An 18,216-nucleotide genomic window follows, 5' to 3' on the forward strand; every position below is an offset into this window, starting at 1 on the left:
CGCGTCTCCGCCATCGCGTCGCGGCACGGTGCGTCGCGGCACGGCGGTCAGAGCTGACGGGTGACCGGCCGTCCGTCGTGGGGGCGTTCGCCGTCGGAGCCGCAGAGTTCGCCGGTCAGCTCCTTCACGAGCTGGGTCAGGTCGGTGGAGCGGCCGGGAGTCCACCAGTCGCCCAGGAGCTCGGCGAGGGACTCCTCGCGGGCGTGGGCCAGCCGCTCGGCGACCTCGCGCCCCTGGTCGGTCAGGACGAGGTCCAGGCCCTGCCGTTCGGCCAGCCGGCGTTCCTCGACCTGGCGGGCCGCCTCCAGGATGACGGTCAGCGGCACCGGGACGCGCTCGGCGAGCAGGGCCGGTTCCACCCACCCGAACTTGTTGATCCGCAGCACCAGCCAGCTCGCCGCGGGCAGCAGGTCGTAGCCCGCCCGCGCGGTGATCGTCCGGTAGATCTCGCGCCGCCCCTCGCGGGTGCCCAGCACCGACAGCGCCCGGCACACCTCGTCGTACGAGGACCGCTCCACCGGGTTGGTGGCGAGCGTCTGCGTGCCGTCCGGCGCCGTGACCGAGCCGCGCAGCTTGTCCTCCTTCAGGAACCAGGCCAGGAGGAAGGCGAGAAGGGCCACCGGGGCGGCGTAGAGGAAGACGTCGGTGATGGCGGAGGCGTACGCGTGCAGCGCGGCCGGGCGTAGAGCGGGCGGCAGGGCGCCGATGCCGCGCGGGTCGGACTTGAGGGCGTCCGCCGTCACGCCCGGCGGCAGCCGTGTGCCCCGGAAGGCGGCGGCGAGCTGGTCGCCGAGCCGGCTCGCGAAGACCGTACCGAAGATGGCCACGCCGAACGAGGCGCCGATGGAGCGGAAGAAGGTGGCGCCGGAGGTGGCGACGCCCAGGTCCTCGTAGCTGACGGCGTTCTGCACGATGAGGACGAGGACCTGCATCACCAGGCCCAGACCGAGACCGAAGACGAAGAAGTACGCGCTCATCTCGGCGGTGGAGCTGTGCTCGTCGAGCCGGTGCAGCAGGAGCAGGCCGACGGTGGTGACGGCGGTCCCGGTGACGGGGAACACCTTCCAGCGCCCCGTCCGGCTGACGATCTGCCCGGAACCGGTGGACGCCAGCAGCATGCCGACCACCATCGGCAGCATGTGCACACCGGACAGCGTCGGCGAGATGCCCCGCACGACCTGGAGGAAGGTCGGCAGGTACGTCATCGCGCCGAACATCGCGAAGCCGACGATGAAGCTGATCACCGCGGAGAGCGTGAAGGTGCGGATGCGGAACAGCTTGAGCGGCAGCACCGGTTCGGCCGCCCGGTGCTCGACGGCGACGAAGGCCGCCGCGAGGAGGACGCCCAGCACCGCGAGGCCGATGATCTGCGGCGAGCCCCAGCCCCAGGTGGTGCCGCCGAGCGAGGCGACCAGCACCAGGCAGGTGGCGACCGAGGCGATCAGCAGCGTGCCGAGGTAGTCGATGACATGGCGCTGCGTCTTGCGCGGGATGTGCAGCGCGGTGGCGATCACGGCGAGCGCGACCACACCGACGGGCAGGTTGACGTAGAAGACCCAGCGCCAGCTCAGATGCTGGGTGAACAGACCGCCGAGCAGCGGCCCGAGCACACTGGTCGCGCCGAACACCGCGCCGAAGAGCCCCTGGTAGCGGCCGCGGTCGCGGGGCGGCACGACATCGCCCACGATCGCCATGGACAGCACCATCAGCCCGCCGCCGCCCAGCCCCTGCACGGCCCGGAACGCGATCAGCTCGGGCATGTTCCGCGCCATCCCGCACAGCGCGGAACCGATCAGGAAGATCACGATGGCGGTCTGGAACAGCTTCTTGCGGCCGTACTGGTCACCGAGCTTGCCCCACAGCGGGGTCGCGGCGGTCGACGCCAGCAGATAGGCGGTGACCACCCAGGACAGATGCTCCAGGCCGCCGAGGTCGCTGACGATGGTGGGCAGCGCGGTGGACACGATCGTCTGGTCGAGCGCGGCCAGCAGCATGCCCAGGAGCAGCGCGCCGATCGAGACGAGGACGTTGCCCGGGACGTGTTCGGAGTCGTCGGGCGCGGCGCCGTGCGGCACCGTCTCCGGCACCCCCGGGGTCTCCGGCGTACCGGTCGTGCCGTGTCCATCCCCGGCCATGGAGACCTCCCGACGCTCGCGTGACACCCTCCATCGTCATCAATGTGTCCGGTTATGGCCTGTCGAGTCCCCCTTCGGGCGCCGCCATTCCGGGGGCTTCGGGGAGAAGGTGTGGAGGGGATCTGCATAATCCTTGGAGTTCGGACTGGGAGGGGACCGGCGCGTGGAAGAGCCGAAACGGCATGTCTGCCCGGAGTGCGGGGCACCCCGCAGCGCGGACAACTCCCCGTCGTGCGCCTGCGGCCGCCGGGCGGCCGATGCCCTGCGCGACGCGCGGACGGCGGAAGCGGCGCGGGCCGAGGACTTCGACCCGCTGCGGATACGGCCATACGTGAATCCCGGGGACCCCGGAGACCCGGGTGACCCTGGAGACTCGGGTAACGCTGGAGGCCCTGGAGGCCCTGGAGGCCCTGGAGGCCCGGGTGACGCCGGAGGCCCGGGTGGCCCCGGGGTCGTCGGTGCGGGCTCGGGGGCGAGTACGGCTCCCGTTGCCGCCGAGGGCGAGCGCGCCGGGGGCGCCGGGGCCACCCGGGCCGAGGCGGAGACCCGGCCGGTGCCCGTCGTGGACGGCGCGGGCGGCGCGGGTGGCGCTGAGGGCGCGGGGGGCGCTTCCCGTACAGCCCCTGCGGACGGTGCGCCCGGCGTGAGCGGCGTTCACGGCGCGCCCCGCGCGGACGCCGCCGAGGGCGCGGGCGCCGCGCACGGCGCACACGGCCCGGACGCCACCATGTCGCTGCGCGCCATCACTCCGCCCGCCCTGCCCACCCCGCTGACGCAGCGGGCGGGTGCGCCCAGCGCGTCCGACCTGAGCCTGTTCGACGCCCGCTCCACCCGGGCCTTCGAGGCCGTGGACCCGTCCGCCGGGGCGGACGGCACGGGCGACGGGCCGGGCGGGTCCCGTCGGCGCCGGCGCCGCCCCGCCGCTGTGATCGCCGTGTCGACGGCGGTGGTGGCGGTCGTCGCGGCGACCGCGTACGCCGGCGGTCTGTTCTCGTACGAGTCCCCCGCGCGCGACGGCGCGGCCCAGGACGTGCGGGAGGGCATCCCCGACGGCCCGGCGCCCACGGTCCCGCCGTCCGCGCCGACGAGTGCCGCGCCGGTGCGCTCGCCCTCGCCGTCCGTGTCGGCGACCACGTCGCCCTCGCCCAGCGCGAGCATGACGGCGTCGGCGTCGGCGTCGCCCTCGGCCACCGGCCACTCGCCGACGCCCTCGGGATCCCCGACCGGCGCCGCCGTACCAGGGCCGGGCACCGCCTCGCCCCCGCAGAGCCCGCCGAACACCCTGGCCACCGCCTCCACGCAGCCCGCCGGGTCCCTGCGCCGGGGCGACCACGGCCCCGCGGTGCGCGACCTCCAGGAGCGCCTGACGCGGCTGTACCTCTACACCGACGCGATCGACGGCTACTACAGCCGCAGCGTCGAGGACTCGGTACGCAACTACCAGTGGGCCCGCGGCATCACCTCGGACGGCTTCGGCGTGTACGGCCCGGCGACCCGAGCGAGCCTGGAGGCGGAGCCGACGCACTGGTGAGACGGGGCCTGCGCGGTCGGCGGCCAGGGCCAGCGGCCGGTGACCAGTGGCCGGGCGACGACCGCTCGACGGCCGGTGGCCGGTCAGCGGCCGATCCGCGACTGGCCCACGCCCGGCAGCCGGTCCGTGGCCGGTCCACGGCCACCCGGCGGCCGGTCCACGGCCGGCCTGCTGCCAGCCCCCAGCCCAGCGCGCCCAGCGGCCGGTGACCGGCCTACCGGCCAGGCGGGCGGTCAGCCCACCAACTGGACGATCAGCCCAGGTGCAACCGCACGGTCCCGTCCCCCACCGGCTCGACCCGGATCTCGGTGAGGTCCCGCACGACCGCGTCGGGTTCGTGGAGGGCGGCGCGCGGGCCGATGCCGATCACGCGCATCCCGGCGGCCCGGCCGGCGGCGATGCCCGCGCCGGAGTCCTCGAAGACCACGCAGTCGGCGGGCTCGACGCCGAGTTCGGCGGCGCCCTTGAGGAAGCCCTCGGGGTCGGGCTTGCTGGCGCCCACGGACTCGGCGGTGACCCGCACGTCCGGCAGCGGCAGCCCGGCGGCGGCCATCCGCGCGGTGGACAGGCCCACGTCGGCCGAGGTCACCAGGGCGTGCGGCAGCCCGCGCAGCGCGGCCATGAACTCCGGCGCACCGGGCACGGGCACCACGCCGTCCATGTCCGAGGTCTCCTCGGCGAGCATGCGGGCGTTCTCGGCGATGTTCTGCTCCTGGGGGCGGTCCGGCAGCAGGAGCGCCATGGAGGCGTGCCCCTGGCGGCCGTGCACCACCTTCATCACCTCGTCGCCGTCCAGTCCGTGCCGGTCGGCCCAGCGCCGCCAGATGCGGTCGACGACGGCGTCCGAGTTGACGAGGGTGCCGTCCATGTCGAGCAGGAGGGCGCGGGCGGTGAGCACGGCGGTGGCCGTCATCGGCAGCTCCAAGGTGCGGAGGGGCGTGCGGAGGGGCCCCGGCTGTCCCGCCGGGCTTCCCGGAGGGGACAAGGCGGCCCCGCCCGCCGGTCAGGGAGAACGGGCGGGAGCCACTTTGTTTCCCCACGGTACAAAACGAGACCGGCTTCCCGCCACCGCCCCGCACACCCTTCACCGGACTTCATCGGAAGTTCAGCTCCGGGCCGGGCGCCGGGATCCCGGGGGCACCCTTCCGGCACGCCCCCGGCGCACACGACCGCGTGCCCGCGCGCACGCCCCGCGCACCCGCCCGGCGGCTCAGCTCACCGCCTCCCACAGGCTCCACACACCGAGCGCGATCATCAGCACGGCCGCGATCTTGGTGATCAGCCCCAGCGGCACGCGCCGCATCAGCGCCTTTCCGCCGACGATGCCGAGACCGGCGACCGCCCACAGCGCCAGCACCGCGCCCACGCCCACGGAGATCGGGTCGTCGTAGCGGGCGGCGAGGTTCGCCGTCATGATCTGGGTGAGGTCGCCGAACTCGGCGACCAGGATGAGCATGAAGCCGGTCCCGGCGACCTTCCAGAAGGACTGGTCGGCGGGCTTGCGGATCTCCTCCTCGTCGTCGCCCTTCTTGAAGAGCAGCACGGCCGCCCCGCCCAGGAACAGCACGCCGGTGAGCGCGTGCACGATCTGCTGCGGCAGCAGGGTGAGCATGCTGCCCGCCGCCACGGCCAGCACCACGTGCAGCAGGAAGGCGGCGGCGACGCCCGCGAAGACGTAGGAGGCGCGGTAGCGGGTGCCGAGGACGAGTCCCGCCAGGGCCGTCTTGTCCGGCAGTTCGGCGAGGAAGACGACGCCGAAGACGAGCGCCATGACGCTGAGACTGATCACTGTCCCTCAATCGGTCGGGCCGCCCCGCCGAGAGTGCTGTGAACTGTGCGACAGACGCCTCGGCAGGGCAGCGCACTGATGCGCCCGTGCCGTGGGCACGGGCGTGCACTGCTTGCCGAAGGTCTCGCTGGCCGGCCGGGACGGTGTCCGCGGTCTGCCTCCGGGCGCCGGCTCAGCGTGGCTGAGCAGTATGTCGACGGTCCGGCGAAGAGCTACTCCCCTTCTGCGCCGTCCATGGTACGCGACGACGAGTTCCGCTCCGGACCTTGTCATGTCATGGACGCGTCACTAACTTCTCACCGGACGCACACCCTCCCGCAACGCGGCGCCGCGAGCATTCCCACGCTCGCGCCCAAAGCCCCCACAACGCAAGGGAGTTCACATGGCTCGCATATTCCGCCGCCGGTCCTCCGCACCCTCGTTCTACGCGCGTCGACGCGTGGGCATCCTCACGGCGCTGACCGGCCTCCTCGCCTCCGCCGCGCTGATCAACCCCCCGGCCGCGTCCGCCGCCCTCCCCACCCCGGTCAGCGCCGCCACCGCCCGCGGCTACCTCGCCTCCCTCACCGTCGCGACCGAGAACCGCACCGGCTACGACCGCTCCCTGTTCCCGCACTGGATCACCATCAGCGGCAGCTGCAACACCCGCGAGACCGTGCTGAAGCGGGACGGTTCGAACGTCACCACCGACTCCTCCTGCGCCGCCAAGAGCGGCAGCTGGTACTCCCCCTACGACGGGGCGACCTGGACCGCCGCCTCCGACCTGGACATCGACCACGTGGTCCCGCTGGCCGAGGCGTGGGACTCGGGCGCGAGCAAGTGGACCACCGCGCAGCGCCAGGCGTTCGCCAACGACCTGACCCGCCCGCAGCTCATCGCGGTCACCGACAACGTCAACCAGGCCAAGGGCGACCAGGACCCCGCCACCTGGGTGCCGTCCCGGTCGGCGTACGTCTGCACGTACGTCCGCGCCTGGGTCCAGGTGAAGTACTACTACGGCCTGTCGGTCGACTCGGCGGAGAAGAGCGCCCTCCAGGGCTACCTCGCGAGCTGCTGAGCACCCGCCCTCCATCACCCCTTCCCGGCCCTCCGCACCCGCCCACCCCCTCGCACCACCCCCTCCCCCCACACACCGCGCCACCCGCCCGCCCTCCTCCGTCACACACGCCCTTCGGGGCCGACGGAGGAGGGCGGGCTTCGTCGTGGACGGGGGCCGGCGCGGCGGGTGCGTGGCCGATCCGCATCGCCCCCGCATGGCGCGATCCGAGCCATCGGGCCGCCGGCGCCGCACCCGGCCGTGGTGGTTCGGCCATTTGTCCGTTAACTCGACGCCCGTCGACGTTCGCCCCGGATGCGTCCGGCGCGCCTCCGCGCGCAGGCCGAGCGCGCCCGGGGAGCCCCGCCGCGAGCCGTAGCGGAGTCCGCCGCACCCCCGGCCCGCCCAGTGGTCCAGCAGGTGGCACACCCCGTTATTCACCAGGTTGTCCACCCCTCGGCTGGTTCGCGCACTTCGCTTAATCCGCTGCGTACCGGAGCAAACGGAATCGGAACCGCACCCCCAGCATGGCCAGATGTTGAACTTGCAAGTACAGATTAGGTCGACCTAACCTAGGTCACTCGTTCGGATGCGTCCCCCAGCCGGTCCCCTCCCCGGGCCGGCCTTGACCGAAGGAGAACCCCCACATGACCGGCCTGACCGGACGTCTCAACTCCGCGCAGCCCTATGTCCTCGGCCTGTTCCGCGTCGTCGTGGGACTGGTGTTCTTCTGCCACGGCGCCGCGTCCCTGTTCGGCGTGCTCGGCGGTGCCGCGGGCACCCATGGCGGCACGCTCTCGGCGGGCACCTGGCCGAACTGGTACGCCGCGGTGATCCAGTTGGTCGCCGGTGCCCTGGTCGTGCTGGGCCTGGGTACCCGCGCCGCCGCGTTCATCGCCTCCGGCTCGATGGCCTTCGCCTACTTCGACGTGCACCAGAAGGCGGCGCTGTGGCCCATCGAGAACGGCGGTGAGATGCCGGTGCTGTTCTGCTGGTCCTTCCTGCTGCTGGTCTTCACCGGCTCCGGCGCCTTCGCCCTGGACGGGCTGCTCGCCCGGCGCTCGACGCAGCGTCAGCCCGCCGCCGAGCAGGCCCCGGTGGCCGCCTGAGGGCGGGCGCGGGGCTGCCGGTCCCACCCGGCGGCCCCGGCCCCGGGCCGCCCTCCCGCTCATCGGCCCGGCCGTCCCCGCATCCCTCGTCCCCGCATCCCTCGCGGGGGCCACTGCGAACACATGAGCCCCCGATGAATCCCCTGTCACACCCCGGGCGTACGCTGTATGGCTGTTCACAGACCGCCCCTGCCGCTCCCCCGCGACAACGCGGCACACGGTCCGGTCCCCGGGGGAGTCGAGGGAGTTCGCGGTGCTGGAGAGTGTGGCGAGGGTGGGGGCGCTCACCGGCACTCCGTGGATCTATGTCGCGGTGACCCTCTCGGTGCTGCTGGACGTGTTCCTGCCGGTGCTGCCCAGCGGGGTGCTGATCGTGACGGCGGCGACGGCCGCCGCGGCGGGCACGGGCGCCGCCGCCGGGCATGTCCCGCACGACGTGCCCGACATCCTCGCGCTGATCCTGTGCGCGGCCACCGCCTCGGTGCTGGGCGACCTCTTCGCCTACCGCCTCGCCCGGCGCGGCGGCGAGCGGCTGGACCGGGCGCTCGCCCGCTCCCGCCGCCTCAGCACCGCCCAGGAGCGGCTGGGCGCCGCCCTCGCCCGGGGCGGCGGAGGCGCGCTGGTGGTCATCGCCCGCTTCGCCCCGGCCGGCCGCTCGGTCGTCTCCTTCAGCGCGGGCGCCGCACAGCGCCGGGTGCGGGAGTTCCTGCCCTGGTCGGCGCTGGCCGGGCTGTCCTGGGCGGGCTACAGCGTGGCCCTCGGCTACTTCGGCACCCGCTGGCTGGGCGCCGCCTGGCTCGCCACCTGCGTCTCGGTGGCCGCCCTGTTCGCGGCCGGGGCCGCGGCGGCGTATCTGATGCGCCGCACCCCGAAGGCGCGCGAGGCATCCTGAGTCACCGCCCCCCCCCGGCCGTCTCAGGTGAGGCTCACCTCACCCGCACCCCGGAGCCCGGGGCGCGGAGGCCCGTCGGCCGCCAGCCCGGCAGCCCGGCAGCCGCGGCGCGCCTCACCCGGCGGCCCGTCGCGCCGCACCACCACCCCGCACCTGAAGTCCCGCCAGCAGCTCCGCCGTCGCCGCCGTGACCGCCTCGACCGCGCGGTCGAAGACTTCCTGGTTGTGCGCGGCGGGCGCGCGGAACCCCGAGACCTTCCGGACGTACTGGAGGGCGGCGGCGCGGATCTCCTCCTCGGTCGCCTCCTCGGGCAGGGCGGGCGGGCGCAGCGTCTTGATGCTCCGGCACATGCTTCCAGTCTCCTCCCGGTCCCGCGGGACCGTCGGTGCCCTCATTCGCCGCCCGGGGACTCGGCGTCCAGGTCGGCGTACCAGTCGTTCGACGTGATCGGGTGGCCCTTCGGGTACTCGAAGGCGACCGTGCCGCGCAGGGTGAACCCGGCGCGGCGGCAGACCGCGTTCGAGGCGGTGTGCTCCAGGCGCGGGTACGCGTGCAGGGACCGGTGCCGCCCGGCGGCCCGCGCGCGGCCCATGACCGCCCGCGCGGCCGCCGCCGCGAGCCCGCGCCCCTGGAACCCGGGCGATATCGCCCATCCCGTCTCCCAGACGGTCCCCTCGGGCCAGGGCCGCTCCCAGAAGCCGATCGCCCCCGCCGTGCGCCCGTCGTCCGCCGCCACCACCCGGTACATCCCCCCGGCGGGCAGCTCCAGATAGCGCCGGTGGCGCTCGGTGAGCTTCTCCTCGCTCTCCGGGCCGCCCAGGTGCTCGGTCATCTCCGGGCTGTTGTGCAGCCGCAGCAGCCAGAAGTCGTCCTCGCCCCACGGCTCCAGCCGTACCTTCGTCTCGTCCGCCTCACCCATGACGCCCTCCCCTTCCGTCCTTCGTCACCCCATCCCCGTCACCGTAGGGCAGGGGTCTGACAACGGGCCGCGACCGGCGGATTCATCGAACGCATGAACCCCCTCGCGCGAGTCGCCAGCGAAAATCGAACAGGCGTAGCATTGCGGCGTGGCTACGCCCTATGACTTCCCGAGTGACCTCCTCGCCGGCCAGGAGGAGCTGCATCAGGTCCGGGCCGAGCTGTCGGCCCTGCTCAAACGGCTGCCCTGGTCGGTCCAGCCGCTGGACGGATTCAGCGACGACGGCGGCTGGCGCAAGGTGGAGCGCCCCGCGTCCCCCGGCTGGTCCGCCGACGACCAGGCCGAGGTGGAGAAGCTCCGCCGCCGCGAGCACGAACTGGCGGTGTTCGTCACCACGCACCGCTACTGGTCGGCCTTCAGCGGCCCGGACGCCGTCGCCGCCCGTACCCGGCTCAAGCACGCCCGCGAGGACCACGAGCGCTCCGCGCGCGGGGACGGACCGGGCGACGGGTGATGCCCGCTGGTCACCGGGGCGCCGCGCCGCCGGGCCCGCCGGAAGGGGTTTGCGGGACGGTCCCCTCGTCAGGGTAGGCTGTCCACTCGTCCCGGGTGCGTAGCTCAGGGGTAGAGCGCCTGCCTTACAAGCAGGATGTCGGCGGTTCGAAACCGTCCGCGCCCACCGGCCGCGTCACGTCACGTCGTGTCACGCGAAACCGAAGGCCCAGCACCACGGGGTGTCCCGAGGAGCTGGGCCTTCGGTGTGCCCGGGGCCGTCGTAGGGGGGTTACCCCCACCCCCGACCCGGCAGTGAACCGCATTCCCCGCCCGGTCCTCCTCTTCTACGGTCGTGGGAGACCGCAGCACGAAGTGCCGAGAGCGCTGTTCCGCATCTGGGGGAGACCGACATGTCCCGTTCCGTTCCCGTCCGCGCCGCCGCCGTGACCGGTGTCGTCGTGGCCCTGCTCGCCACGGCCACCGCCTGCGGGGGCTCCGCGGCGGACGACAAGGACCCCGAGCAGCACTCCTTCTCCCTGCACGGCCGCACCCTGACCGTGGACTCCGACGACTCGGCGCTGGAGATCGTCTCCGCCGACGGCGTCAAGGCCGGAACGGTCCAGGTCACACGGTGGTTCAAGGGCTCCGTGCTGATCGGCGACGACCCCCATGTGACCTGGTCCATGAAGAACGACCGGCTGGTGCTGCGCCTGAAGTGCTCCGGGATCGTCACCGACTGCGACGCCCGGCACCGCATCGAGGTGCCGCGCGGCGTCGCCGTGAAGGTGCGGGACGGCAACGGCAGCGTGCGGGCGCAGGGCTTCAAGGACCCGCTGACCGTGCGCACCTCGAACGGGCCCGTGCACATCACCGACTCCACCGGGCCGCTGGACCTGCGCACGTCCAACGGCTCCGTGCGGGCCGAGGTCGCCGCGCGCCAGGTGCGCACCACCACCAGCAACGGTTCCGTGCACCTCGAACTCGGCGCCGTGCCCGACCTGGTCGACACCCACTCCTCCAACGGTCCGGTGACCGTGGCGCTGCCCGGCGGCCGGTACCGGGTGACGACGGAGACCAGCCACGGTTCCACCCATGTGTCGGTGCCCCGGGACGACTCCAGCCCGCACGTGGTGTCCGCGCGGACCTCCAACGGGAGCATCACGGTGCGCACGGCGAACTGACCGGCCCGTGTGTTCGTCCTGTACAGGTGGGAGAATGAACCCACGCTGATTCAGGCGGGGCGGACGACGGCACGGGGAGAGGAATGTGACGGCCACACCGGCGGGACGGGCCACGGCGACGGCACCGGTACCAGCGCGGCGGCCGCGCACGCCCGGCCGGCGGGCCCGGCCGGGTGCCGGGCCCGCCGGGCGCGCGGTCGACGTGCTCGCCCTGGCGGCGCTGCCGCTGCTGGCCGCGCTCGCGCTGCCCGCCGCCTTCGCGGGCGGCGGCACCCGGCGCTGGTTCGGCGGCCGGGCCGAGAGCCAGCGGGCCGAGGCGCAGGCGGCCAAGGACGCGGCGGCGAGCGCCTTCTACGAGCTGGACACCGCCCAGCGCGACCTGCGGATCTCGATGGAGACCATCACCGCCGTCGACGACTCGCCGGCCGCCCGCCGCGCGGTCGCCGACTTCGAGGCGCTCGGGCAGCGCATCGACCAGGCCAGCGGCCGCTACATCCAGGCGGTCGACGCCACCGACCTGGACCGCGACGACCTGGAGGCGTCCGCCGCCTCCCGGGCGCGCGCCGATCTGACCGCCGCCAAGGACGAACTGCTGAACGTCAAGCGCGAGCTGGACCGTTTCAGCAGCGGTCTGGGGCCGCTGCTCGGCAAGGCCGAGACCCAGCTCGCGCGGCTCGCGCCCGCCGTGGAGCGCGCCCGGCAGGCACTGCTGGCCGCCAGCAACGCGCTGGACGCGGTGCGCGGCGCTGGCCTGCGGGCCGACGACCTGGCCGCCCGGCTGGCCGCGCTCGCCCCGGAGTTGACGAAGCTGAACCAGGGCGCGGGACAGCACGGCGTGCAGCCGACGCTGGAGCGGGCCGAGCGGGTGTCGCGGGAGGCGGCGGCCATCGGCGCCGAGGCCGGGCGGCTGCCGGAGAAGGCCGCCGAGATCGACCACCGGCTGGTGTCGCTGCGCACCCGCGCACAGGCGCTGACCACCCGCAGCGGCCAGGTGGACCCGATCCTGTCCGAGCTGCGGCGGCGGTTCACGATCGCCTGCTGGCAGGACCTCCAGCAGGTCCCCGAGCAGGCCGCTCAGAACGTCCGGCAGGCCGAGGCGAAGCTGAAGGAGGCGCAGGCCGCGCGGGACGCGCAGCGCTGGCCGGACGCGACCGCGCTGCTGTCGACGGTGCGGGCGCTGCTGAACACCACCGACGAGGCGGTCTCGGCGGCCGGGGACCGGCTGGACCGGCTGAACGCGGTGCAGAAGGACCCGCAGGGCGAGATCGAGAAGACCCGGTTCGCGATCCGGGACGCGCAGCGGCTGGCGATGACGGGGCGTACGACGCCCGATCCGCGGCACGCGCGCCCGCTGGACGACGCGGTGGCCCGGCTGGAGCGGGCGATCACGGGCCTGGAGGGCCGGCACCCGGACTACTGGCACTTCCTGACGGAGACCGACACGGTCCGGCGGACGGCTGCCCGGGTGGTGGCGCAGATCCGCGAGGAGCGGGGAGCCGGCCACTGAGACGAGGCCCCGTCCGGCCGGCTCCCGCTCCCGCGCGGCTCAGGTGCGATAGGCGAAGTAGTTGGCGTTCGGGTAGGAGGCGATGAGGCTCGCCACCGACCTGTTGTAGGTGTTGGTGGAGTGGTACGACACGTACGGCACGCCCTGCGGGCTGCGGTAGGTGACGATCATGGAGTGGTCCTTGGACCCGTCCCGGTTGAAGTCCACCTGGAGCACGTCGCCGACGTCCATCTGGTAGACGTACGGCAGGCTGGTGGCCCGCTTGGAGGACAGGGCGAACCAGGAGAACTCGTTGACCCCGACGAACGAGTCCGACTGGATCTCGTTGTTGCCGAACCAGTTGTGGAAGTCGTTCGTGTAACCGGGGACGTGCTTCCAGCCGCCGGCCTTCAGGGACTGGCTGACGAAGTTGGTGCAGTCGCCGCCGGCGCCCTGGCCGTCGAAGCTCGGGTAGTCGGGGTTGTACTTGCTCCAGTACTTCTGCGCGTACGCGGCCATGGCCTGGTAGTCGTACGTGCCCGACGTCAGGTTCTTCTTGTTCGCCGGCGCGTTCTTCGCCGTGGACGAGCGGGTCGCCTCCGGCGGGTTGCCGTCGTCGGCGGGCGTCTCCGGCTTGGTGGCCGGCGGCGGCGCGGGCTGGTTCACGGCCACGCCGTCGTCGGTGTCGTGGATGCTGGTGAGCTGCCAGTTGCCGTGCTTGTCGGCCTGGAAGGACAGCTCGTGGTGGGCCTGGAAGCCGGTGTTCTTCGGCTCGTTGCCCCGGACCCTGGCATAGGTCAGCGTCGTGTTCTCGGTGACGGCGACCTTGGCGTTGCGGCCCTTGACCTGGGTGGCGTTCAGCGTGACGGTGGTGCTGCCCGCGCTGTACTTCTCGCCCAGCTTCTCCAGCCGGTCCTTGCGGCCGCGCAGCTGGCTCAGCGCGGAGTCCTCGTACTTGGACTGGGTGCCGGACAGGCGGACCTTGCCGGAGAAGCGCGAGGACAGCCGCTGGTGGTGCCCCTGCTTCCCCTGCTCGCCGCCCTTGCCGCCGTCGACCAGGGCCTCGGTGCGGTCGGTGAAGACCGCGTCCGCCAGCTTCTGGAAGGTGGCCTTGGTGGCCGCGTCGACCGTCGGGTCGTCGGTGACCGCCGCGCCCGCGCTCCAGTTGGGCACCAGCACGACGCCGGCGACCACGGAGGCGGCAGCGGCGGTGACTATGGTGGCGCGACGCCGCTTACGGCTCAGTTTTCTTGATTTCAATGATGATCCCCTCTACGCCGGTACACCTACCGGGCGGACGCATCTTCGCATGGGGCGAGCGCCGGTTGTGAAGAGGGTGTGCGCAAGTGGAACCAAGGGGTTACACGGGTCACTTGACCACCGTGGACCAGTCCGGCGACTGCGCCGGATCCAGTCCGCGCAGGGCTTGCAGGGTCGCTGGCTTCTGCACGTCCATCCAGTCCGCCAGCTCCTTGAACGACACGCATTTGACGCCCTGTTTGGTGCAGACCTTCTTGATGACCTGGTCGATGGACTTCATGTAGATGCCGCCGTTCCAGTCCTCGAAGTGGTTGCCGATGAACAGCGGTGCCCGGCTGCCGTAGTAGGCGCGGTTGAAGCCCGCCATGTACGAGTCGACGGTCTGCTTCTCCCACTGCGGGTACTTGGCGGGGTCGCCCTTGGTCTCGCCCGCCGACTGGTTGTAGAGGAAGTTGAAGTCCATGGACAGGCCCTGGTACTTGCCGTCCTCGTACGGGAGCATCTGGAGCGGGAAGTCCCAGATGCCGTTCTTCTTGGCGGGCCAGATCTGGAAGTCGCCCGGCGAGGACGCGTCGTAGCGCCAGCCGTAGTCCTTCATCGCCTTGAGCAGGTTGGGCTGGCCCTCCAGGCAGGGCGCCCGGCCGCCGGTGACCTCCTTGCGGAAGTCGAAGGGCAGCGGCGGGATGTCGGTGAAGCCGGTGTTGGTCTTCCACTTCTCCACGAAGTCGTAGAACTGGTCGATCTCGCTCTTCCACTCCTCCACGCTCCAGTCGCCGCCGCCCTTGGCGCCGCAGAAGTGGCCGTTGAAGTGGGTGCCGATCTCGTTGCCCTCCTGGTAGGCCGTGCGCAGCTGGCCGAGGGTGTCGCGGATGTGCTCGTCGGTGGCGTAGTCGATGGCCGCGTCGCCGGGTTCGTGCATCGGCGGGTGGTAGAGCGTCTTCTTGTCCTTGGGCAGCAGGTAGATGCCGGTGAGGAAGAAGGTCATGTGGGCCTTGTACTGCTTGGCCAGCTCCCGGTAGTGCGAGAACAGGTGGTCGCTGCCCTCCAGGGCGCCGTCCCAGGAGAACACCACGAACTGCGGCGGCTTCTCGCCCGGTTTGAGCGGGACCGGCTTGAACTCTCCCTTCTGCGGGCCCGTGTAAGAAGTGGAGCCGTCGCCGAGCACCTTGACCTTGCCGTCCCAGGCGGGCTCCTTGCTCGCCGTGGCCGACGGGACGGGGCCCTTGGTGGCGGTCCCCCCGGCCCCGTCGGACGCGGTGGGCGCGGTGGAGTCGGGGCGGGTCAGGGCGAGGAAGCCGGCCACCACGGAGGCGACGACCAGGAAGGCGGCCAGAGTGATGAACTGCGGTCGGGTGGGTCGGCGGCGTGCGGGCGCTTTGCGGCGTCGGCCGGGGGGCGGCTTCATGGGCGGCTCGAATCTGCGTGGTGGGCTGCGGGAGTCTGCTGCGGGGAGCGGGCGGCTCGCGGGTCAGCCGTGCGGCACCGGGGCGCCGCGCGGGTCAGCCGAGTGGCGCCATGGCACCCTCCCAGATGGAGTACGGCACACCGCCGGGCATCGTCTCGTCGATCCCCTTCAGCGGCAGCGGTTCGAGGCTCTTGGCCAGGTCCATGCGGTAGACGACGACGGCCGTGGTCACCTTGCGCGCGCTGCCCACGTACCAGGCGGCCGTGTCGTCCTCGGTGGTGCCCCGCTTGCCGGTGACCCGCGCCTGGGCGGGAGCCGCGTCCGGGTGGGCGGTGCGGAAGGCGTCGGCGAGCGCGTCGTCCACCCGCTGGGCGGTCCGGGTGCTGACCGCCTGCCCGCTGAGCGGCCGGTCCATGGGCACGGTGGCGCCGTTGCGGGTGATGCGCAGCACCGAGTACGGCTCGGTGTGCACGCCCGCGGCGGCGAAGGTGGCGTAGCCGCTGGCCATGCGGATGGCGCTCGGCCGGGAGTTCCCCTGGGTCAGCGCGGGCACCTGCGGGCCCAGGCTGGAGGAGAGCAGTCCGGAGGCGACGGCGGTCTGTTTCACCTTGTCCAGGCCGGTGTCCATGCCGAGCTGCATGAACGGCGTGTTCACCGACTGGGCGAGCGCCTTGCGCAGAGTGATCTTGCCGTAGGACTTCTTGTCGTCGTTGTGGGCGGCGACCTTGCGGCCGCTGCGGTCCCAGTAGGGGCCCTCGGGGGTGCTGACGGGCACGGCGTCGTCCCCGTCGTAGACGGTGTCCGGGGAGATCTGCCGGCGCGGGGCGTCGCGCTGTTTGACGACGCCGTGTTCGAGGCCGGCCGCGTAGACGAACGGCTGGAAGGCCGAACCGGCCGGTACGGTCGCCGCGTTGGACTCGTTGAAGCCCTGGGTGCGGTGGTCGGGGCCGCCGTAGACGGCGAGGATCCGGCCGTCGGTGTCCACCGAGGCGGCGCCGTAGTGGGCGGTCTTCGCGGCGCCCGCGTCGCTCTTCTTCGCCTTCGCGCGGGCCTTGGTGACGATGTCGGTGAGCGCGCTCTCGCGCTTGCGGTCGAAGGTCGTGTAGATCTGGTAGCCGCCCAGGTCGAAGTCCTTGTCCGACAGGTGCGCGGTGTTCTTGACGCTCTGCGAGGCCAGTTCGACCAGGTAGTCGCTCTGCTGGCCGGTGTCGGAGAGCGGGTTGCGCTGGAGCGGCTCGGGGAAGGTGGTGTAGCCGGCGCGCTCCTTCTCCGACAGCTTGCCGATCTTCACCATGCGGTCCAGGGTCCACTTCCAGCGTTTGACGGCGCGGGCGTGGTTCTGCGGGCCGAGCGTGGGGTCGTAGAGGCCGGCGCCCTTGAGCAGGGAGGCGAGGAACGCGGCCTCGCTGGCGTTGAGCTGGCTGACGTCCTTGCCGTAGTACGCCTGGGAGGCGCGCTGGATGCCGTAGGTGCCGCGGCCGAACCAGCTGGTGTTGAGATAGCCCTCCAGGATCTTGTCCTTGCTCATCCTGTTGTCGAGCTTGAGGGCGATCATCGCCTCGGTGAACTTGCGGCTGACGGTCTGGTTCTGGGTCAGGTAGACGTTCTTGACGTACTGCTGGGTGATGGTCGAGCCGCCCTCGGTGTCGCCCTGGCCGACCGTGCGCCACAGGGCGCGGGTGATGCCCTTGAAGGAGATGCCCGGGTCGCTGTAGAAGCTCTCGTTCTCGGCGGCCAGCACCGCCCAGCGCACGTCCTCGGGGATGTCCTTCAGCGGCATCGCCTGCCGCTGCACCCAGCCGGTGCGGGCCATGGGGGTGCCGTCGGACCAGAAGTAGACGTTGTCCTGCTGGGTGGCGTACGAGTTGAGGTTGTCCGGTATGTCCGTGGCGGCGTAGGCGACGACCAGGAACAGGGTGGTCACGCCGATCCCGGAGAAGGCCAGGCCGATCCACTGCCGCCAGGAGGGCAGCCAGCGGCGCCAGCCGGTGCGGCCGCGGCGCGGGTAGACCGGCTTCAGCTTCCGGGCGTACGGCGCGATCACCGCGAACAGCGGGGCCAGGCGCCGGGCGAGGGGGGCGACGGCCCTGGCGACGGCCGGGGGCAGGAGACGGGAGCGGCGCGGCTTGCGGCGGCTGCGGCGCTCGGCCCGGCCGCCGGTGGCGTCGTCCTTCGCGGACGCCGACCGCAGCTGGGCGACGCGCAGTTGCATGGTCTCGTGGGGCTGCGGCGGCGGCTCGCCGGACTCCACCGGCTCCGGTGCCTCGCCGCCCGGGTCCGCCCGCGGGGGCCCGGCGTCCGGTCCGGGGGCCCCGCGGTCCGCCGGCCGCAACCGTGCGGGCAGCCTTCTGCGCAGCGCGCCGACGTTCAACTGCATGGTCTCGTCCGCCCGTACGGGCGGGCGGGTCTCGTCCGCCCCGGGATCCGGCGCACGGTCCTGCGCGCGGTCCGGCACGGCGCGGCGTATTCGGGGTGGGCGGCCTTCCTCCGGAAGGTCACCCCCCTGCCCTGCCTCGGTCACGACTGCGTCTCCCTCCGCACCCCGTGTTGCTCGCGCGGGTCGACACAGCCGCCGCAACCGCGGCCGCCGGCCCCCTCACTCCCAGCCGCTTCGCGGCTCGCACGGCCATACAAAATTATCAGCCGTCTTTTCAATTTCTCCGCAGGAGAACGGGACAGAACAGAACACACAAGGAACACCCAGCATTGTGTCCCCCGTCACGCCCGCCGGGGCCTGGCCTAACCTGGTCGCATGCCTCGTTACGAGTACCGCTGCCGCAGCTGCGGCGACACCTTCGAACTGAACCGTCCCATGGCGCAGTCGGCCGACCCGGCCACCTGCCCGGCCGGACACGGCGACACCGTCAAGCTGCTGTCCACGGTCGCGGTGGGCGGCTCGGCGAGCGCGCCCCGCTCCCAGGGCGCGGGCGGCGGGGGCGGGGGCGGCTGCTGCGGCGGTGGCTGCTGCGGCTGACCC

At 72.7% G+C, this 18,216-nt stretch carries 16 protein-coding genes and 1 tRNA gene; 9 read left to right on the plus strand and 8 right to left on the minus strand.

Annotated elements, in window-relative coordinates; all coding sequences use genetic code 11:
* Positions 1-47: 47 nt before the first annotated feature.
* On the minus strand, positions 48-2,135 hold the full coding sequence (locus A8713_RS09135; RefSeq protein ID WP_173860823.1) for an MFS transporter: 2,088 nt from the start codon (positions 2,133-2,135) through the stop codon (positions 48-50).
* A gap of 643 nt (positions 2,136-2,778) precedes the next feature.
* Between A8713_RS09135 and A8713_RS34160 the strand changes: the two genes are divergently transcribed.
* Entirely contained in the window at positions 2,779-3,666 is an 888-nt protein-coding gene (locus tag A8713_RS34160) for a peptidoglycan-binding domain-containing protein (RefSeq protein WP_237305330.1), read from the plus strand.
* A 253-nt stretch (positions 3,667-3,919) separates the two neighbouring features.
* Here the strand turns inward: A8713_RS34160 and A8713_RS09145 are convergent, their stop codons facing one another.
* Positions 3,920-4,579: an HAD-IA family hydrolase gene (locus A8713_RS09145; protein ID WP_064532968.1), complete on the minus strand. Its 660-nt coding sequence runs from the start codon at positions 4,577-4,579 to the stop codon at positions 3,920-3,922.
* A 297-nt stretch (positions 4,580-4,876) separates the two neighbouring features.
* Positions 4,877-5,455 carry a TMEM165/GDT1 family protein gene (locus A8713_RS09150; RefSeq protein WP_064532970.1) on the minus strand — a complete coding sequence of 193 codons (579 nt, stop codon included), beginning with the start codon at positions 5,453-5,455 and terminating at the stop codon, positions 4,877-4,879.
* Positions 5,456-5,837: 382 nt separating this feature from the next.
* Between A8713_RS09150 and A8713_RS09155 the strand changes: the two genes are divergently transcribed.
* From A8713_RS09155 to A8713_RS09165, 3 genes are all read left to right on the plus strand, one after another.
* Positions 5,838-6,512 (plus strand): HNH endonuclease family protein, encoded by a 675-nt coding sequence (locus A8713_RS09155; RefSeq protein ID WP_064532971.1) that lies wholly within the window; start codon positions 5,838-5,840, stop codon positions 6,510-6,512.
* A gap of 635 nt (positions 6,513-7,147) precedes the next feature.
* Complete coding sequence (locus tag A8713_RS09160; RefSeq protein ID WP_064537358.1) at positions 7,148-7,600, plus strand: DoxX family protein; 453 nt, start codon at positions 7,148-7,150, stop codon at positions 7,598-7,600.
* A 253-nt stretch (positions 7,601-7,853) separates the two neighbouring features.
* A complete protein-coding gene (locus A8713_RS09165; RefSeq protein ID WP_064532972.1) occupies positions 7,854-8,492 on the plus strand; it encodes a DedA family protein in 639 nt (212 codons plus the stop codon).
* Between the two features lie 114 nt (positions 8,493-8,606).
* On the opposite strand, the gene A8713_RS09170 is transcribed toward A8713_RS09165, so the two are convergent.
* Positions 8,607-8,843, minus strand: coding sequence for a DUF2277 domain-containing protein (locus A8713_RS09170; protein WP_064532973.1), 237 nt, complete (start codon positions 8,841-8,843; stop codon positions 8,607-8,609).
* Between the two features lie 41 nt (positions 8,844-8,884).
* The gene (locus tag A8713_RS09175) at positions 8,885-9,412 is read right to left on the minus strand and encodes a GNAT family N-acetyltransferase (protein ID WP_064532974.1); all 528 of its coding nucleotides are present in this window, start codon (positions 9,410-9,412) and stop codon (positions 8,885-8,887) included.
* Between the two features lie 148 nt (positions 9,413-9,560).
* Between A8713_RS09175 and A8713_RS09180 the strand changes: the two genes are divergently transcribed.
* The 4 genes from A8713_RS09180 (at position 9,561) to A8713_RS09195 (ending at position 12,595) form a co-directional block, all read left to right on the plus strand.
* Positions 9,561-9,926 (plus strand): hypothetical protein, encoded by a 366-nt coding sequence (locus A8713_RS09180; RefSeq protein WP_064532975.1) that lies wholly within the window; start codon positions 9,561-9,563, stop codon positions 9,924-9,926.
* A 93-nt stretch (positions 9,927-10,019) separates the two neighbouring features.
* A tRNA-Val gene (locus A8713_RS09185) sits at positions 10,020-10,091 on the plus strand.
* 226 nt (positions 10,092-10,317) lie between these two features.
* Positions 10,318-11,088 (plus strand): DUF4097 family beta strand repeat-containing protein, encoded by a 771-nt coding sequence (locus A8713_RS09190; protein WP_064532976.1) that lies wholly within the window; start codon positions 10,318-10,320, stop codon positions 11,086-11,088.
* A gap of 85 nt (positions 11,089-11,173) precedes the next feature.
* On the plus strand, positions 11,174-12,595 hold the full coding sequence (locus A8713_RS09195; protein WP_064532977.1) for a hypothetical protein: 1,422 nt from the start codon (positions 11,174-11,176) through the stop codon (positions 12,593-12,595).
* A gap of 39 nt (positions 12,596-12,634) precedes the next feature.
* Here the strand turns inward: A8713_RS09195 and A8713_RS09200 are convergent, their stop codons facing one another.
* The 3 genes from A8713_RS09200 to A8713_RS09210 all read right to left on the minus strand — a co-directional run bounded on the left by A8713_RS09200 (position 12,635) and on the right by A8713_RS09210 (position 17,694).
* The gene (locus tag A8713_RS09200) at positions 12,635-13,768 is read right to left on the minus strand and encodes an amidase domain-containing protein (RefSeq protein ID WP_064532978.1); all 1,134 of its coding nucleotides are present in this window, start codon (positions 13,766-13,768) and stop codon (positions 12,635-12,637) included.
* Between the two features lie 175 nt (positions 13,769-13,943).
* Positions 13,944-15,239, minus strand: a complete 1,296-nt coding sequence (locus A8713_RS09205; RefSeq protein ID WP_064532979.1) for a hypothetical protein — start codon at positions 15,237-15,239, stop codon at positions 13,944-13,946.
* A 94-nt stretch (positions 15,240-15,333) separates the two neighbouring features.
* Complete coding sequence (locus A8713_RS09210; RefSeq protein ID WP_173860824.1) at positions 15,334-17,694, minus strand: transglycosylase domain-containing protein; 2,361 nt, start codon at positions 17,692-17,694, stop codon at positions 15,334-15,336.
* 297 nt (positions 17,695-17,991) lie between these two features.
* Here A8713_RS09210 and A8713_RS09215 point away from each other — a divergent pair, with 297 nt between their 5' ends.
* Positions 17,992-18,213: an FmdB family zinc ribbon protein gene (locus A8713_RS09215; protein ID WP_026252994.1), complete on the plus strand. Its 222-nt coding sequence runs from the start codon at positions 17,992-17,994 to the stop codon at positions 18,211-18,213.
* Positions 18,214-18,216: the final 3 nt, after the last annotated feature.

Source organism: Streptomyces sp. SAT1 (genome assembly GCF_001654495.1).
Lineage (GTDB): Bacteria > Actinomycetota > Actinomycetes > Streptomycetales > Streptomycetaceae > Streptomyces > Streptomyces andamanensis.